Source organism: Vibrio sp. Y20_XG_PY13, from assembly GCF_024181925.1.
GTDB classification, from domain to species: domain Bacteria; phylum Pseudomonadota; class Gammaproteobacteria; order Enterobacterales; family Vibrionaceae; genus Vibrio; species Vibrio parahaemolyticus.
On record NZ_JAMZAL010000001.1, the window covers coordinates 310,922 to 327,202 of the forward strand.

The window sequence follows — 16,281 nt, forward strand, 5'->3', positions numbered from 1 at the left end:
TGACATATATTTCATTGATTCTTAATGGTTTTTATATTTAAGAGTGCAATCGGTTCATTATTGATTCGATTGAATATTCTCAATTTTTGAGCGAAAAATGATCGATGTTTAACTGTTTGATGTGATTGAAACTCTTTGGCTCTTACAAAGAATTAACGTAATTTGGTGATGTGGTTGGTTGAATTTTAACCTTTTGCTTTGTTATGATGCTGCCTCATTTATTGATGTTGGTGATGTTTTAGAAGAATAAATACATTATGTATAGAAAATTGAGATTATTCATAGAATAAGCTCTGGTTCTATATTTTCTAAATTTTAACCTCTATCTAATTCTATATATTCTTATCGTTAATTCGGTGGGAAGGATAATTATTATAATTATTTCAGGTGAAGCAGTGATTGATAAACTCCGCATGAATAAGCACGCCCTAAATAAAGGGATCTTTTTCTTACTCGTCTTATTTCTATTTCTACAAAACATCCAGTACGCCAAAGCTGCAGGCAGTTCAATAGGCCAACAAGATACGTTGGTGATGCTATTGAATTTCAAAGAGAATCCTAACGATCAACCGATCACGTCAGAAGAGGCGCACGCGTTAGTATTTGGTGAAGTTAACGATTTTTACCAAGAAAACTCCTACGGCAAGACATGGCTAAGTGGTCAAGTTGCAGGTTGGTACACATTGCCTGTATCGAATCAGGTGTGTGATTATCCTTCGGTTCAAGCGGAAGCGGATAAAATGGCGCGTGCTGATGGCGTAGTGCTTGAGGACTATCAGCGCATCATTTACATCATGACGCAATCGGGTTGTGCTGGTGGTGGTTCTGCAACAACAGGGAAAACGTTCCCGAGTCGTGCATACATAGATGGCACGCTGTCAGCAAGAGTGATTGCACATGAATTCGGGCACAACCTTGGTTTGAGCCACGCTAAGGCGTTGGATTGTGGAGATGCGTCGGTATCGAACAACTGTAGCGTAATTGAATATGGCGACTCGTACGATGTTATGGGTACTCCGGATATGGGTTACATCAATACGTACTACAAAGAACGTATGGGATGGTTGAATGATGCGGAATCACCAAACATTCTTACGGCAACTCAAGATGGTTTGTATGAAATCGCAGAGTACGAAACCCAAGACATAACACAAAACATCGCGTTAAAAATACCTCGCGGTGTGAACCCTAATACTGGCTTGAGGGAGTGGTTCTATGTCGAATATCGTCAAGCGATGGGTTATGACCAGTTTTTAGATGACCGCTCTTATATGCTGTTTCGTGGTGATGTGACGGACGGTGTGATTGTTCGTTTAGTCGAAGAAGGCGCGGAAGAAAGTTACATTCTGCACATGAAGCCAAATTCGGATTACAGCCAGGTTTATGGCCGAAAGGATTGGAAAGACACCGCGTTACCAGTGGGTGACAGTTTTACCGATCCAGTTTCTGGTCTCACGATTAATCTTGCGAGTGCAGCCAATGGTTTTGCCGGTGTGAACGTATCGTTTGGTGGTTCGGTAACTCCAACCGTTTGCAAGATGTCTGCGCCAAGTGTGTCTGTGAAAGCGACGTCTGATACACAAGTTAACGCTGGTGACACGGTTGAATATCAACTGACGGTAACAAATACGGCGAATGACGTTTGTGGCACGATTCGTTTTGATGTGTCTGCTCAAGTAGAGAGTGGCTGGCAAGCGAGCTCTCAATCTATTTCCCTTGCGTCTGGCGAGTCTAGCGTGGTTACCATCGCGGTGACTTCTGCTCTAAGTGCAACCTCTGGTGACTACCCTGTGACGTTTAATGTGGTAAACACGAAAGATGAGGCTTACAACGTGGCGACACAAGCAACGTATGCCGTTGCTGAGCAGCAAACGGGCAGTGGTGATGTAGTGGCGGTTGACGATAACGTTCAGATGAGCAAAGTTTCAACGGTAACCATCAATGTATTGGGTAATGACATCATTGCTGATGGTGTGTCTGTCGAGATCTCAGCAATGAGCGCACCGAGTAAAGGAACGGTGAAGCTACTTTCTGATGGGAGTATCCAATACACGCCAGCGAAGCGATTCAAGAATCAAGACAGCTTTAGCTATACGATCACCAGCGGTAATGTTACGTCGACGGCAATGGTGACTGTGGCGCTGCAATCATCTCCTGATTCTGGCGGATCTTCACCTGGCAAAGGTAAGAACAAATAACAAAGCAAAGCCACCTTATGTTTAAGGTGGCTTTTTCGTTATTGTTTACTGTGGATTGCTGCTATCGGTTTGTCTTGCTTACGGTGCAGGACATAGTGGACAGCTTGCCTCTACAGGCATGCCTGTATCGACAGTGACACCTGTAATGGCGTTAACACCTTCTGCAACGACGGTGTCTTTGAAGGTTCTTACATCATGTGCAACAACCGGACCACCAGAAACGTCACTACCCGGAGCAGGGATGTAGGTACCATCGTAGTTCATGCAGCTTTCAGGATTTAAAGTACCGACATCTTTAACGACTGTCATACCGTCATGCATTTCAGTAATTTTCACATCGTTAAGTTTCACTTTACTGTCGTTACATACTTTACCTTCGTAGTTCACTCTTAATCCGTACGCGCCATATGCGTTTTCTTCAACGTAGGTTGTACAGTCTTTAGTGATACTCAATGCGCCCACTGGAGTAAGTGGAGGACAGCTATCTGTGTCAGACTTAGTAAGCACAGGTTCGCCACCATCTTTGATGGCTGCGCTCGCCGTAGCCTCATTTTCTACACCGTTGATGAGCGAAACAAAGGAACCAGTAAATGTTGCAGTTTCGCCAGCGGCAAGAACGTCAGCAGTGAATGAATCGCCAGCGGTAATATCTTCAACATAAAGGTCGTAAAGTGCACCAAAACCAGTATTGGTTACTTTGATCTCGTAGTTGTAGATGATTGAGTCACCACTTGGTGATAACGCACCAGTTGGACATGTTTTCACAAGTTCCATACCACATAACTGGAATTGACCTAAAACGAAGTCTTTCAAAGATGCGGTGAATGAAGCAGACGAACGGGTTTCAGCCATGAAGCTGCTGAAACAAGACGCTGTGCCGTCGATTCCGCCAAGCAGTTGAGTGAGGTTTACACCACCTTCATAGAAGCTTTCGTATGGGAAAGCGTTCATTGTGCCGTTTTTTGCAGTGTATGGCCAAGGTGATGGGATTGGTGTTTCACCTTTGTTGGTGGTTGCACAACCAAAGTCGCCATCATTGACAGCAGAACAGTCAGCAGGGTTTGCACCACTGGTTTCCGCTTGTAGACGTAAGTTTTTGGCTGCACAATCGCCAGGGGCAGGGTCATTACTGTCCGCTTTTGAACAGGTTGGATCCCAAGTTACCAATGCGGCGTAAGGTTCATCATTCGCACCTTGCGGATAATCAATCAATACCAAAACGTCGCCCACAACGTGTTGACCAGAGAACGAACCGTCATCAAGGGCTTGGACATCATCTTGGAAGAACCAGAAACCCATAAAGGCATCACCTACGTTCGCAAAACGGTCGGCACCAAAATAAATGACCAAATCCGAACCGCCACCGCCGTTATCGACGCCGTAGGCAGCAGCATAAGCATTGGTTAAGTCATCTTTATCTGGTACAGAACCATCTTTGTGAGACCATTCTGATATGTCTTGGATATCTTTTCGACCACCAGTAAATATGGAGATAGGTGACGGATCGGGAAGAATCCCAGTATCGACATTGGCACTGTCGCTACCATCGTAAATATTTTCCCAATCATCCCCCTCAACGGCTTCGTCTGTTGCATTACCTTCCAGTTCGAAGGTGCCCAGATCATGAACCGCCCAAGTCGGCGAGGCGAACACACTCAATATCAGCCCCAAGCAAAATGCTCGAGCCAATATCACCAGTTTATTAAAGTCCATCTTACTTTCTCCTTTTCCAAACAGAAGATACGAGCCGATTGGTGCTCATAACGGCAAGGAGCGTCTCCAATTAACACGTCATCACCATTGACGCTGGGCTCGTTACGTACGGGAGGGGTTAAGCAAGAAGTAATCCGTTAGTTAACTGGCTGAAAAATTTGGGAAAAATAATTTCAAGCTGTCGAGGTGAACAGTTTAAATAGCGGTGTTTAGGTGATACGGAACGATAAGCGTATGAATTCGATTGAAAAGACCGAAATCTGTATCAGATGGACAATGTGTAACACACGTGAACAGGTTGTAGAGGCTGGCGAAGAGAGTAGCAAGGCAGCGCGAGGGAAGCCGAAGGTGAAAAGCGACGATGTAAGAGAAAGTTCGAGAAGCTCTCCTGGTGCAAAGTCTTGCGATGTCCTTTGCACCGGGACTCCTGAGGATTAGCGGTTTAGTGCACCACAACGCTCAGGTTGGTATGTGATATCGACAATTTCAATCGTCTTCACTTGTTTGTTTGGCATTGGCCAATCGAGCTTTTGACCCACAGACAAACCGATTAGTGCGCTACCAACAGGAGCAAAAATCGAAATGTCATCGCTGCTTTTTAGCTCCGATGGGTAGACCAATGTTTTGGTCATGGTTCTTTCTTCGCCTGCAAATTTAAACTCAACGGTTGAGTTCATGGTGACCACATTCGACGGCATCTCTTCTGGTTCTAAAACCGTTGCGCGGTCAAGCTCTGCTTCTAGCTCAACAAGCTCTGCAGCGATGTTTGGCATCTTATCCAGTAGGGCGGTAATTCTGTTCATATCTAAGCTTGAGATATAGATAGAGTTGTTTTCTGACATTTTATGACTCCCAAATAAAATGCCGCCTCATAAACATGGGACGGCGCTCTATATGTCAATTACGGTATAAATCACATGGTTTTCATTCCATATGAACTGCTTTTGATTCTAGTCTTTATGCAATCTGTTAGCTAGTAAAAGATTTTTATTGTGGGGCTTGATTTTTTCTAAAACTATCAAACACTTCGAACGCTGTTCGGTACAAAATTCTTCTTTATAACCATAACTTATCATGGGCAGCTGATTGCTTATAAGTGTTCTTTGTAAAAACTACCAATATTCGTTAATAAATTACCTTATTTTATGAGTAAACAAAGCAAATAGAGCCGACTACCCCTTTAGGGTAGTTTGAATTTGTAATTGATTTACATCATGTATTAATTTTCTTTCACAATTAACAATGCGCTCAGTGATAAGAACCTAACCCTTAGGAAGTACAATGAGCAAGTTGAAGCTAGTAGTTATTGGTAACGGTATGGTAGGGCACCGTTACATCGAAGACTTAGTCGAGAAAACGGATGTCTCGCAAATGGATATCACCGTTTTCTGTGAAGAACCTCGTGTCGCATACGACCGTGTGCACCTTTCCTCTTATTTTTCTCACCACACAGCCGACGAACTGTCTCTAGTCAAAGAAGGCTTTTACGAGAAACACGGCATCAATATGTTGATCGGTGAACGCGCGATTAACATCAACCGTGAAAACCGAATCGTTTACTCAAGCACTGGTCGTGAAGTTCAATACGATAAGCTGATTCTTGCTACTGGCTCATTCCCATTTGTTCCGCCTATCAAAGGTCATGAAAGCAAAGACTGTTTTGTTTACCGCACAATCGAAGATCTTAAAGCGATCGAAGCGTGTGCGAAGAAGAGTAAATCAGGCGTGGTTATCGGTGGCGGTCTGCTAGGTCTTGAAGCTGCAGGCGCACTAAAGGCTCTCGGTGTAGAAACACACGTCGTTGAGTTCGCGCCAAAGCTAATGGCTGAGCAACTTGACCTTGCTGGTGGTAATCAACTTCGTCAAAAAATCGAGCGTATGGGCGTGAACGTTCATACCAGCAAAAACACGCTAGAGATTGCAGCAGAAGGTAAAAATGCTCGTAACGTCATGCGTTTTGCTGACGGCACTGAGTTAGAGACAGACTTCATCGTATTTTCTGCGGGTATTCGTCCACAAGACAAACTGGCTCGCCAAATGGAGCTAGAACTTGGCCCTCGTGGCGGTGTTGCCATCAACGACCACTGCCAGACTTCTGATGAGAACATCTACGCGATTGGTGAGTGTGCGTCTTGGAATGAAATGTTCTACGGCCTTGTTGCTCCTGGTTACAAGATGGCGACCGTTGCGGTTGATCACCTACTAGGTAACACAGAAAGCAAATTCGAAGGCGCTGATATGTCTGCGAAGCTAAAACTGCTTGGTGTGAAAGTGGGCTCTATCGGTGATGCGAATGGCCGTACTGAAGGTTGTAAGAGTTACGTTTACCAAAACGAAGAGCAAGAAGTTTACAAACGTCTTATCGTTTCTGAAGACAACAAGAAGCTGCTAGGTGCAGTACTCGTGGGTGATACGTCTGACTACGGCGATCTGCTTCAACTGATGTTGAACGAAATCGACCTACCAGAGCATCCAGATGCCTTGATCCTTCCTGCACACGCAGGTGCTGAGAAACCAGCACTCGGTGCGGATGCACTACCAGAAAGCGCAGTGATCTGTTCATGTTTCGACGTAACCAAAGGCAAGATCGCTCAAGCGGTTGCTGATGGTCACCACACATTGGGTGACATCAAAGCAGTGACTGGCGCAGGTACAGGCTGTGGTGGCTGCATTCCTCTAGTCACTTCTGTTCTAAATGCAGAGCTTGCTAAATCGGGTATCGAAGTGAAGAACGACGTGTGTGAGCACTTTGCTTACTCGCGCCAAGAGCTGTTCCACCTAATCCGTATTGAAGAGATCAAAACGTTTGATGAGCTTCTAGAGAAATACGGTAAAGGGTACGGCTGTGAAGTTTGTAAACCACTGGCTGGTTCTATTTTGGCTTCTTGCTGGGGTGAGCACATCCTTAAGCCACAACTGGTTAAGCTGCACGACACGAATGATAACTTCCTAGGTAACATCCAAAAAGACGGTACTTACTCTGTTATTCCACGTATGGCGGGTGGTGAAGTAACACCTCAAGCACTGGGTGCGCTAGCGAACGTTGCTGCAGAATACAACCTATACACCAAAGTAACCGGTGCTCAACGTATTGGTCTGTTTGGTGCTCAAAAAGACGATCTTCCAGAGATCTGGCGCAAGCTTATCGACGCTGGTTTCGAAACAGGTCAAGCGTACGCAAAAGCACTTCGTATGGCGAAGACCTGTGTTGGCTCAACTTGGTGTCGTTACGGCGTTCAAGATTCTGTTGGTCTAGGTTCTTACATCGAGAACCGTTACAAAGGCATTCGTACACCTCACAAGATGAAGTTCGGTGTTTCTGGCTGTACTCGTGAGTGTGCGGAAGCACAAGGTAAAGACCTTGGTATCATCGCGACTGACGCAGGTTGGAATATGTACGTTTGTGGTAACGGCGGCATGAAACCTCGTCACGCAGACTTACTAGCCAGCGATCTAGATAAAGAAACGCTAATCAAGTACATCGACCGCTTCATGATGTTCTACATCCGTACTGCTGCGCCACTACAACGCACATCAGTTTGGATGGAAAACATGGAAGGTGGTGTTGACTACCTACGCGCAGTGATTGTTGAAGACAAACTTGGCATCAACGCTCAACTAGAAGCTGACGTAGCGAAGCTTGTAGACGAGTACGAGTGTGAGTGGACGGCAACCATCAATGACGCATCACAACTGACTCGTTTCGCACACTTCATTAACTCTGATAAGCGCGATGACAACGTTGTGTTTGTTCAAGAGCGCGAACAGCACCGCCCAGCGACCTTCACGGAGAAACATCCTGAAGCGAAAGGCGACATCCTACACGTAGCGATCACTGAAGCATAAGGGAAGGTTGAACATGTCATTTGAAAAGATTTGCCAAATCAGCGACATCGTACCGGGCACTGGCGTTTGTGCTTTGGTTAATGGTCAGCAAGTTGCGGTATTTCGCCCAACAGAAGCGGAAGAAGTGTTAGCTATCAGCAACACCGACCCGTTCTTCCAATCGAACGTGCTTTCTCGCGGTTTGATTTGTGAGCATCAAGGAGAGCTTTGGGTGGCGAGCCCGCTTAAGAAGCAACGCTTTAACCTGACAACAGGTGCTTGTATGGAAGACGAGCGTTTTAACGTGAAAGCGTACAAAGCGCGCGTGACAAACGGCGAAGTCGAGATTCAAGCGTAAGTTTAATCCCTCCTCTGTGGAGGAGGGATGTTTCTTCGCCTTTCGGTATCCGTTTCATAGATTCAATAGACAAAGGCTTTCCACGCATCATTTCCGGGGGACAGGGAAGCGAGATGATGTCGACAGCAGTGGATGTCAGCGGGAAGCCTTTCTCTATTCAATCTTCAACTTTTAACTTTCAATTTTGAATAAGGACACATTCATGTCTACAGACTTTAAACCTGCTGAATTCGTGCAAACCATGATCAACGTTGGTGAAGCAAAAACCAATACAAGCACGCGCGACCTTCTGCTTCGTGGCACGATGGCCGGCATTATTTTGTCGTTAGCGGTAGTTGTCGCAATTACGGCGATGGTGCAAACGGGAATTGGCCTTGTGGGCGCACTTGTTTTCCCTGTTGGTTTTGTGATTCTTAGTGTGATGGGTTACGACCTAGTTACGGGGGTATTTGGTCTTGCGCCTTTGGCGAAGTTTGCAAACCGTCCGGGCATCACTTGGGGGCGCATTTTCCGTTGCTGGGGTCTTGTAGGTTTGGGTAACCTGATTGGTTCTCTGATTGTGGCTTACCTTGTGGCGATTTCTCTAACCGGTAACTTTTCTCTAGAACTCAACGCGGTAGCGAAGAAGTTTGTCGCTGTTTCTACAGCGCGTAGCCTTGGTTTTGAAAACATGGGTATGGACGGATGGATCACGTGTTTCGTACGCGGTATCTTCTGTAACCTAATGGTGTGTCTAGGCGTGATTGGCAACATGACTGCGCGTTCAGTATCCGGTCGCGTGGCGATGATGTGGTTCCCAATCTTCATCTTCTTCGCACTCGTATTTGAGCACACGGTGGTAAACATGTTCCTATTCCCACTAGGTATGATTCTAGGTGCGGACTTTGGTATCGCGACTTGGTTGAACTTCAACTTAATCCCAACCATTCTAGGTAACATCATCGGTGGTCTTGTCATGACTTGTCTGCCACTGTACCTAACTCATGCGAAAACAGCGCCTTCTCTAAGTGTTGAAGAGGACGTTATTGCAGAACCTGCAATCGCAAAATAAACCGCTTTATTTGGCCCTACCTTTGGTGGGTAGGGCTATTCAGCTCTTTTAACTTTCGATAGATATTGTATTGATTTAGCTATAAAAAGTAATAACTCCTTGGGGTAGTTTGAACCTTAAGCCAATTAGGTGAGTGTTACTCTTTATATCCCAATTTTCCGATAGGCGTTGATATGACTACTGCGAACTCATCTTTAAACAGCGGCTTTGTTTCTCTTGTTGGTGCTGGGCCTGGCGATCCGGATTTACTGACTGTCAAAGGGTTGAAAGCAATTCAAGCGGCTGAAGTTGTGGTGTATGACCGTTTGGTATCGAAAGAGATTCTAGAGTTAGCACAGGCATCCGCAGAGATGATTTATGTCGGGAAAAAGCTCGATTTTCACTGCGTACCACAAGATCAGATCAACCAAATTTTGGTGGAAAAAGCACAAGAAGGGAAACGCGTTGTGCGCCTAAAAGGTGGTGATTCATTTATCTTTGGACGCGGCGGTGAAGAGTTGGAAGAGCTTGCAGAATACGGTATTCAATACGAAGTGGTACCGGGGATCACCGCTGCGGCGGGGGCGACGGCTTACGCAGGTATTCCACTAACGCACCGTGATCATGCGCAAAGTGTTCAATTCATCACGGGTCACGTGCAAAAAGACGGTCGCGAAATTGAATGGCACTCGTTAGCGCAGTCAAACAACACACTTGTGTTCTACATGGGTTTGAAGCAAAGCGGCCACATTATGGACAAGCTCATCACGCACGGCTTAGACCCAGAAATGTCATGCGCAATCATCGAAAATGGGACGCGACCAGAGCAACGCGTGTTCCAAGGTAAACTAAATGAACTGTCTAACATGGCAGAGCAAGCAGTAAGCCCTGCATTGATAGTGGTGGGGAGCGTTACGCAGCTGCATAATAAGTTGGCGTGGTTCGGAAAGTAACGAAGAATCCTGTTTCTTCACGAGTCTTCATTTCCTCAAGTGCTTCAGATTTCGCAGGGGCTTCGCTGCCTCTGCATCTCTTGTTTTCGCATCGGCATTTGGTCAATCAAATCGTTAATGTATTGCCAATCGGTTTCTGCCCCCCAGCGGTATTTTTCTAAGCCATCTTTACCGAGTAAAATCGCAGTGTGCTCGCCTTTTTTCACGCTGTAGATCTCTGCGAGTATCTTTAAATCAAACTCTTCTTTAAGCCAGCTTGGCACGGTGTAGCCGTCTTCTGTGATCACCAGTGTGACGACATCTCTATCAACTAACTCGCACTCGTGCATCAATGCTTCAAGCAAGAACTGTTTTACGTAATCATCATTTTCAGGCGCGAAATACAGAACACTGCGATGCGGCCAGTATTGAGTGTGCGCAGGATAGCCGAGTGCCGTCGAGGCAAAGATACACGAAAGCAGTATCACCAATAACTTTCCACTCATGACTCACTCCTAAAAACGCGATTTTCCGTTTATACGTTAAGTTTAGTGGAATTGGCTCATTGTGCTTTTGGGCGATCTGGCTTAGGGTAGGCGGCAAATTATCGGTATGAGATCACCATGCAATCAGACCACAAAGAAAAAATCGCCATTCTCGTTGACGTTCAAAACGTTTATTACACTTGTCGTGAAGCGTATCGCAGTAACTTTGATTACAACCAGTTTTGGTATGTCGCGACACAAGAAAAGGAAGTAGTAAGCGCGAAAGCTTATGCCATTGCCAGTAACGATCCGAAGCAACGCCAGTTTCATCACATTCTAAGAGGTGTGGGATTTGAGGTGATGTTGAAGCCTTACATTCAGCGTCGAGATGGCAGCGCCAAAGGGGATTGGGATGTCGGTATCACGCTCGATGCGATTGAGATTGCGCCTGATGTTGACCGCGTGATTTTGGTTTCTGGTGATGGCGACTTCAGTTTGCTGGTGCAACGTATTCAGCAGCGCTACAACAAGAAGGTCACCGTCTATGGTGTACCAAGGTTAACCTCGCAAACCTTGATTGATTGTGCTGATAATTTCGTCGCGATTGATGATGATTTCTTGTTGTAAGCATCAGACTAGACAAAGAAAAGGCGAGTCATTCAGGCTGTACTTATGCGTACAATGACTCGCCTTCCAATTTTACTTTACAGGTTGTTTATGAAGGAATGATGATTTGTCCTAGTACGTAACCTAAGCAACACGCGCCGATCACACCAATCAAACCTACCGACATAAATGAGTGGTTGAAGTACCACTTACCAATCTTAGTTGTACCTGATGTATCGAAGTTCACTGTCGCGATATCAGAAGGGTAGTTCGGAATAAAGAAGTAACCGTACACCGCTGGCATTAGGCCGATAAGCAGTGCAGGATCTAGACCCAAGCCAAGACCAACAGGCAGCATCATACGAGCCGTTGCTGCTTGAGAGTTCACCACAACAGACACAATGAACAACGCCAGTGCGAACGTCCAAGGGTAGTTCGTTACCATCTCTACAATGCCAGATTTGAATTGAGGCATTGCGTATTGGAAGTAAGTATCAGACATCCATGCGATACCGAAGATAGCAATTGCCGCCACCATACCCGATTTGAAGACCACACCGTTTGGTACGTCACGCGGGTCAGTTTTGGTTGCAAGAAGAATGATACCGCCGAAGCAGAGCATCATCATTTGAATGACAACGGCCATGCTAATTGGCTTCGCGCCATCCACAATAGTACGAATGTCTGGCCACATCGCGATAACGACGATAACCAAGATAGAAGCGATGAACAGCAACACAGAGTTGCGAGCACTTGTTGGTAGCACTTCGTCAAGAGACGTTGCAGTGGTGTTGAGGATCTTTTCACGCCACACAGGATCTTTCAAACGCTCTTGGTATTCTTCATCGTCTTCCAGTTCTTTACCACGTTTGATGCTGTAAAGTGACATCAGCAACGTACCGAATAGTGTTGCTGGAACCGTAACGAGCAAAATAGAAAGCAGAGTGATCTCGTGCTGAATATCAGAGAGTTGCGCTAAGTAGTAAACCACGGCCGCTGAAATTGGTGAGGCTGTGATTGCGATTTGAGAAGCGACAGAAGCCGCCGCCATTGGACGCTCAGGACGAATGCCGTTTTTCAATGCAACGTCGCCAATGATTGGCATAATGGAGTAAACCGCGTGACCTGTACCGAGCAAGAAAGTCATAAAGTAAGTCACAAAAGGAGCGATCAGGGTGACGCGTTTTGGGTTTTTACGAAGCACACGTTCGGCAACTTGAAGCATGTATTTCAAACCGCCTGCGGCTTCAAGAATCGATGCACATGTTACAACCGCTAGGATGATCAACATAACGGTGACAGGTGGGGAGGTTGGCGGCATCTTAAAGATAAAGACTTCAATCACCAAACCAATACCAGATACGACCCCGAGGCCGATACCACCATAGCGTGAGCCGATATACAGCATCACGAGCAAAAATAGAAACTCAAGATACAACATGTGGATTTCCTTATTCAAAACAGAGGGCTATATAGCCAAATTACCTAGTTATATTGTCCCGATATTCAGATGGAAAATACTTCATGTTGTTCACATTCCGCTGGATAAGAAACAGCAATATTCAATTATTGGCAATAACTCACGCTATCAGAGCGAACTGTTACAGACCTTTTACCAAGGTGTTTTTATGCTGTGGCATTTTTAAATCGAAATACCTCAAAACCTGCTGATGATTTAATCATTTGTTGAATTTTATAGTGTGTCGTTTTACTCAAGTGGTTGAGCAACGAAATGGATACTGACTTGGAGCGCCGGTCAACGGTATATAAAATGCACAAATACAAAGGATAATAGTTTGCATTGCGATTCATGGTTAAGTATAAAGGGGGCAGATCTCAAACCGTAACCGCACGCAATCATGTCCGAGCCATTCTTCCCGCAACTCTTTCAAACATCGCAAACCATCACTCCTTATTTACATGGCGATATTGGTCGCATTGAGTCGGATGCCATTCATATCGATAATGATATCAATCCCATCGTTCAAGAGTTGTATCGTCAACTTTCTGAAACGTATCCAGAGGCCGGAAGGGCGTATTGGCTCACAAGAACATGGGATTTGCTCTGTTGGCAGCCAATCTACGTTGCGCTTGTCTCTATCTACGGTTTTCAATCGCTCCCGAATTTACGCAATATGGCGCAGTACTTACAGCCCTGCTTTGTAAGAGGATTTCGCTTTGCGGATCAGGAACATATTCAAGGTGATCACACAATATTGATTACGAAGGCTGGGCGTCAAATTCGAGCTTTGTTCGATTTTTATCAAGAACAGATGAACGAGTGGATTCGCATTCGTCCGGGGTTTACTCATCAGTTGATGTCAGACGGTATTTTGGCGTGCTTGTTAAGGTTACAGCAACATTTCCCTCAACTGACCGATGCCATCATTAAAGAGCACGCTAGCTTGTGGCTTAGTGCTCTGGGGCTGGATGAGCGTCATATCGATGCTTTGCATGGTGTGCCTCATGAGCAACCGCTCAAACTGGTCAGAAAAAGCTGCTGCTTGGTGTACAAGTGTGAAGGAAGAAAGCTCTGCGAGGACTGCCCGAGAGCTGCAAAAAACCGTCAGTTAATCATGCAAAAGAGCAATGGTTAACAATTTGTTAACCTATGTAACAGTGCTCGATTTGTTATTGATAATAAGTTTCATTGTCGATTCTTTGGCTACAACAAAAAGATAAATACAATGACAAATAGGAAGTTCTCTTTAAACCTCATCGTATTAGCGATGAGCAGTGGATATGCAGCGCACGCATTGGCTGCGGAACAAGCTCAGCAACTGGCGTCTCAAAACGCAGCAGATGAACAGTTAGTCGTGGTTGGCAGCGTCATGCCAAAATCCATTTCTGATATTCCCGGTACGGTTTGGTTTGTAGGGCAAGAAGAAATTGCTCAACAATATCGAGCAGGTAAAACTCTGGGTGATATTCTTTCGGCGACGATCCCTTCTTTAGATGTTGGCACTGGCGGCCGAACAAACTACGGCCAAAATCTGCGTGGCAGAGCCATGCTGGTCATGATTGATGGCGTTTCTCTGCAATCTTCTCGTCCTATCAGTCGTCAATTGGATGCGATTGACCCTTTCAACATCGAACGAATTGAAGTGCTGTCAGGCGCGACTTCCATTTATGGGGCTGGTGCGACGGGTGGTGTCATTAACATCATCACTAAAAAAGCGTACTCAGATGAATTGGCGTTTGAATCTTTTGTCGGCGGTACGTCAGGTTTCAACAGTAGCGATGATTTTGACTACAAAGTCGCACAATCCGTTGCTGGTGGAAATGACATCGTAAAAGCACGTGGCTCAGTGGTGTATTCCGAGACACAAGGTGCATTTGACGGAAATGGTGACATTGTCACGCCAGACATTTCTCAAGGTTCTTTGCAATACAACTCAACGCTTGATGTTATGGGTTCGGCAGAGATCCAAATCTCCGATGCCAGCAAGCTAAACCTAGTCGCGCAATACTATGACAGCCAGCAAGATTCGCCATACGGCTTGTACATTGTTAATAGTAAATTTGTTGATGTGCGAAAAGGGTTCGATTCCGATCGTGAGCATGGTACAGAGCGTGTACTTTTAAGTGCAAACTACGCACACGACAACGTATTCGGTCATCAATTGATTGGTGAATTGTCTTACCGCAGCGAAGATCAAACCTTTACTCCGTATTACCAAAGCTCTTCACAACAAGAAACCGAAGTGTTTGCGGGGCGTTTAGCGCTGGCGAAAAGTTGGGGTGCATTCAGTGCCGTTTACGGTGTGGATGCATACCTAGATCGATTCGATAGCAACCAAGCTTTGTTCGACAAAACCATCGCTGACAACTCAGGTAACCTAATTAACCGAACGTATGCGGAAGTGGGGCGTTATCCTGGTGTAGACGTAACATCTTACGCGATGTTTGTGCAGGGGGATTACCAAATCAATCAAGATTGGTCTGTGCAGGCGGGATACCGTTATCAATATATGGACAACAAGATTGATGATTTTGTCGCATACAGCGTGCAGAAGAACATTGCTTCGGGTAAAGGTGTGTCTGCCGATGCAGTGCCGGGTGGCAGTACTGATTACTCGGTGAGTTTGTTTAATGTTGGGACAATTTATCAGTTGAATGATGAATCTCAATTGTGGGCGAACTTCTCACAAGGTTTTGAATTAGCAGACCCAGCGAAATACTACGGTCAAGGCAGCTACGAGGCCGTTGATGCCAACGGGCACTACGCACTCAAAGACAGCATCAACGTAGCCGATTCAAAAATGTCGGGCATTAAAACGGACAGCTACGAAATTGGTTATCGCTTAGATACCGATACCGTCGCACTGCAAGCGGCGGGTTACTACTCGGTGTCGGATAACTCCATCAAGTACGATAAAAAGACGCTTCTAATTACCAACGTCGATGACGAGCAGCGCGTTTACGGCGCAGAAGCAAACATCAATTATTGGGTAAGCAGTGACATCCTATTGGGTGCTTCTGGTCATTATGTCGTGTCTGAGCTAAAAACCAACGGGAAGTGGGAAGACTTAAGCGCAGGTAAAGCAAGCACATCAAAAGCGAACGCGTGGGCGGCTTACTATCAGGATGATTATTCAGTGCGTCTACAAAGCCAAACGATGTTTGATTACGAAGATGATGCTAACAACAAGCTTGATGGTTACACCACGTTTGATCTACTGGGCAATGTGAATTTGCCAGTTGGTCAGCTTGGCTTTGGTATTCAAAACCTGTTTGATGAAGATTACACCACGGCTTGGGGCCAACGTGCACAGATCTTGTACGCAGCTCACTACGATGCGGCGGCGTATGATTACAAAGGTCGAGGCCGCTCGTTTACACTGAACTACAGCCTTGAATACTAAGTTCAATATTCTTTTCTAAAAGTAAAAAAGCCGCATTATGCGGCTTTTCTTTTTAAGCTTGGTCAGCAGTTGCTGTCTCTACAACGTTTTCAGAAGATTGCTGTTGTTCTTCGGCTTCCATTTTCGCGCGCTCAGCTTTAGAGATGTAGCGCGGTTTGTTGCTTTTATGCAGCTTCGCGTTGTGCTTCTTCTGCTTCGCTTTTAAGATCTGATTGATTTTCTTCTTGCGGTTCATGGTGTTGGTCCTTTAATTTAGCGGGGCAGGATAG

At 45.6% G+C, this 16,281-nt stretch carries 13 protein-coding genes; 8 read left to right on the forward strand and 5 right to left on the reverse strand.

Annotated elements, in window-relative coordinates; all coding sequences use genetic code 11:
- The first annotated feature begins 395 nt into the window (after window positions 1-395).
- Window positions 396-2,198, forward strand: a complete 1,803-nt coding sequence (locus NL646_RS01415) for an Ig-like domain-containing protein (protein WP_182027777.1) — start codon at window positions 396-398, stop codon at window positions 2,196-2,198.
- Window positions 2,199-2,276: 78 nt separating this feature from the next.
- On the opposite strand, the gene NL646_RS01420 is transcribed toward NL646_RS01415, so the two are convergent.
- Both NL646_RS01420 and rnk read right to left on the reverse strand, forming a co-directional pair.
- Window positions 2,277-3,911, reverse strand: coding sequence for a hypothetical protein (locus tag NL646_RS01420; RefSeq protein WP_253663746.1), 1,635 nt, complete (start codon window positions 3,909-3,911; stop codon window positions 2,277-2,279).
- Window positions 3,912-4,345: 434 nt separating this feature from the next.
- Window positions 4,346-4,753 (reverse strand): nucleoside diphosphate kinase regulator, encoded by a 408-nt coding sequence (gene rnk, locus NL646_RS01425; protein WP_005480352.1) that lies wholly within the window; start codon window positions 4,751-4,753, stop codon window positions 4,346-4,348.
- Window positions 4,754-5,192: 439 nt separating this feature from the next.
- Between rnk and nirB the strand changes: the two genes are divergently transcribed.
- The 4 genes from nirB (at window position 5,193) to cobA (ending at window position 10,077) form a co-directional block, all read left to right on the forward strand.
- A complete protein-coding gene (gene nirB / locus NL646_RS01430) occupies window positions 5,193-7,757 on the forward strand; it encodes a nitrite reductase large subunit NirB (RefSeq protein WP_024700663.1) in 2,565 nt (854 codons plus the stop codon).
- Between the two features lie 13 nt (window positions 7,758-7,770).
- A complete protein-coding gene (nirD, locus tag NL646_RS01435; protein WP_005460996.1) occupies window positions 7,771-8,094 on the forward strand; it encodes a nitrite reductase small subunit NirD in 324 nt (107 codons plus the stop codon).
- A gap of 202 nt (window positions 8,095-8,296) precedes the next feature.
- Window positions 8,297-9,145, forward strand: a complete 849-nt coding sequence (locus tag NL646_RS01440) for a formate/nitrite transporter family protein (RefSeq protein WP_015313275.1) — start codon at window positions 8,297-8,299, stop codon at window positions 9,143-9,145.
- Between the two features lie 173 nt (window positions 9,146-9,318).
- Complete coding sequence (gene cobA / locus NL646_RS01445; RefSeq protein ID WP_005498944.1) at window positions 9,319-10,077, forward strand: uroporphyrinogen-III C-methyltransferase; 759 nt, start codon at window positions 9,319-9,321, stop codon at window positions 10,075-10,077.
- 44 nt (window positions 10,078-10,121) lie between these two features.
- Here cobA and NL646_RS01450 read toward each other — a convergent pair whose 3' ends face one another.
- Complete coding sequence (locus NL646_RS01450; RefSeq protein ID WP_005486276.1) at window positions 10,122-10,562, reverse strand: DUF4174 domain-containing protein; 441 nt, start codon at window positions 10,560-10,562, stop codon at window positions 10,122-10,124.
- A gap of 117 nt (window positions 10,563-10,679) precedes the next feature.
- Here NL646_RS01450 and NL646_RS01455 point away from each other — a divergent pair, with 117 nt between their 5' ends.
- Window positions 10,680-11,168 (forward strand): NYN domain-containing protein, encoded by a 489-nt coding sequence (locus tag NL646_RS01455; RefSeq protein ID WP_025575851.1) that lies wholly within the window; start codon window positions 10,680-10,682, stop codon window positions 11,166-11,168.
- Window positions 11,169-11,256: 88 nt separating this feature from the next.
- Here NL646_RS01455 and NL646_RS01460 read toward each other — a convergent pair whose 3' ends face one another.
- Window positions 11,257-12,588, reverse strand: coding sequence for an anaerobic C4-dicarboxylate transporter (locus NL646_RS01460; protein WP_005460955.1), 1,332 nt, complete (start codon window positions 12,586-12,588; stop codon window positions 11,257-11,259).
- A gap of 418 nt (window positions 12,589-13,006) precedes the next feature.
- On the opposite strand from NL646_RS01460, the gene NL646_RS01465 reads away from it, so the two are divergent.
- Both NL646_RS01465 and NL646_RS01470 read left to right on the forward strand, forming a co-directional pair.
- Entirely contained in the window at window positions 13,007-13,744 is a 738-nt protein-coding gene (locus tag NL646_RS01465) for a siderophore ferric iron reductase (RefSeq protein WP_025621927.1), read from the forward strand.
- A 90-nt stretch (window positions 13,745-13,834) separates the two neighbouring features.
- Complete coding sequence (locus tag NL646_RS01470; protein WP_025621928.1) at window positions 13,835-16,012, forward strand: TonB-dependent receptor; 2,178 nt, start codon at window positions 13,835-13,837, stop codon at window positions 16,010-16,012.
- 52 nt (window positions 16,013-16,064) lie between these two features.
- Here the strand turns inward: NL646_RS01470 and NL646_RS01475 are convergent, their stop codons facing one another.
- Window positions 16,065-16,247, reverse strand: a complete 183-nt coding sequence (locus NL646_RS01475) for a DUF2986 domain-containing protein (protein WP_005480281.1) — start codon at window positions 16,245-16,247, stop codon at window positions 16,065-16,067.
- Between the last annotated feature and the right edge of the window lie 34 nt (window positions 16,248-16,281).

Bases quoted from the DNA above. Each gene is read 5' to 3' on its own strand.
- NL646_RS01420 (WP_253663746.1), bottom strand. From the start codon at position 3,911: ATGGACTTTAATAAACTGGTGATATTGGCTCGAGCATTTTGCTTGGGG.
- rnk (WP_005480352.1), bottom strand. From the start codon at position 4,753: ATGTCAGAAAACAACTCTATCTATATCTCAAGCTTAGATATGAACAGA.
- nirB (WP_024700663.1), top strand. From the start codon at position 5,193: ATGAGCAAGTTGAAGCTAGTAGTTATTGGTAACGGTATGGTAGGGCAC.
- nirD (WP_005460996.1), top strand. From the start codon at position 7,771: ATGTCATTTGAAAAGATTTGCCAAATCAGCGACATCGTACCGGGCACT.
- NL646_RS01440 (WP_015313275.1), top strand. From the start codon at position 8,297: ATGTCTACAGACTTTAAACCTGCTGAATTCGTGCAAACCATGATCAAC.
- cobA (WP_005498944.1), top strand. From the start codon at position 9,319: ATGACTACTGCGAACTCATCTTTAAACAGCGGCTTTGTTTCTCTTGTT.
- NL646_RS01450 (WP_005486276.1), bottom strand. From the start codon at position 10,562: ATGAGTGGAAAGTTATTGGTGATACTGCTTTCGTGTATCTTTGCCTCG.
- NL646_RS01455 (WP_025575851.1), top strand. From the start codon at position 10,680: ATGCAATCAGACCACAAAGAAAAAATCGCCATTCTCGTTGACGTTCAA.
- NL646_RS01460 (WP_005460955.1), bottom strand. From the start codon at position 12,588: ATGTTGTATCTTGAGTTTCTATTTTTGCTCGTGATGCTGTATATCGGC.
- NL646_RS01465 (WP_025621927.1), top strand. From the start codon at position 13,007: ATGTCCGAGCCATTCTTCCCGCAACTCTTTCAAACATCGCAAACCATC.
- NL646_RS01470 (WP_025621928.1), top strand. From the start codon at position 13,835: ATGACAAATAGGAAGTTCTCTTTAAACCTCATCGTATTAGCGATGAGC.
- NL646_RS01475 (WP_005480281.1), bottom strand. From the start codon at position 16,247: ATGAACCGCAAGAAGAAAATCAATCAGATCTTAAAAGCGAAGCAGAAG.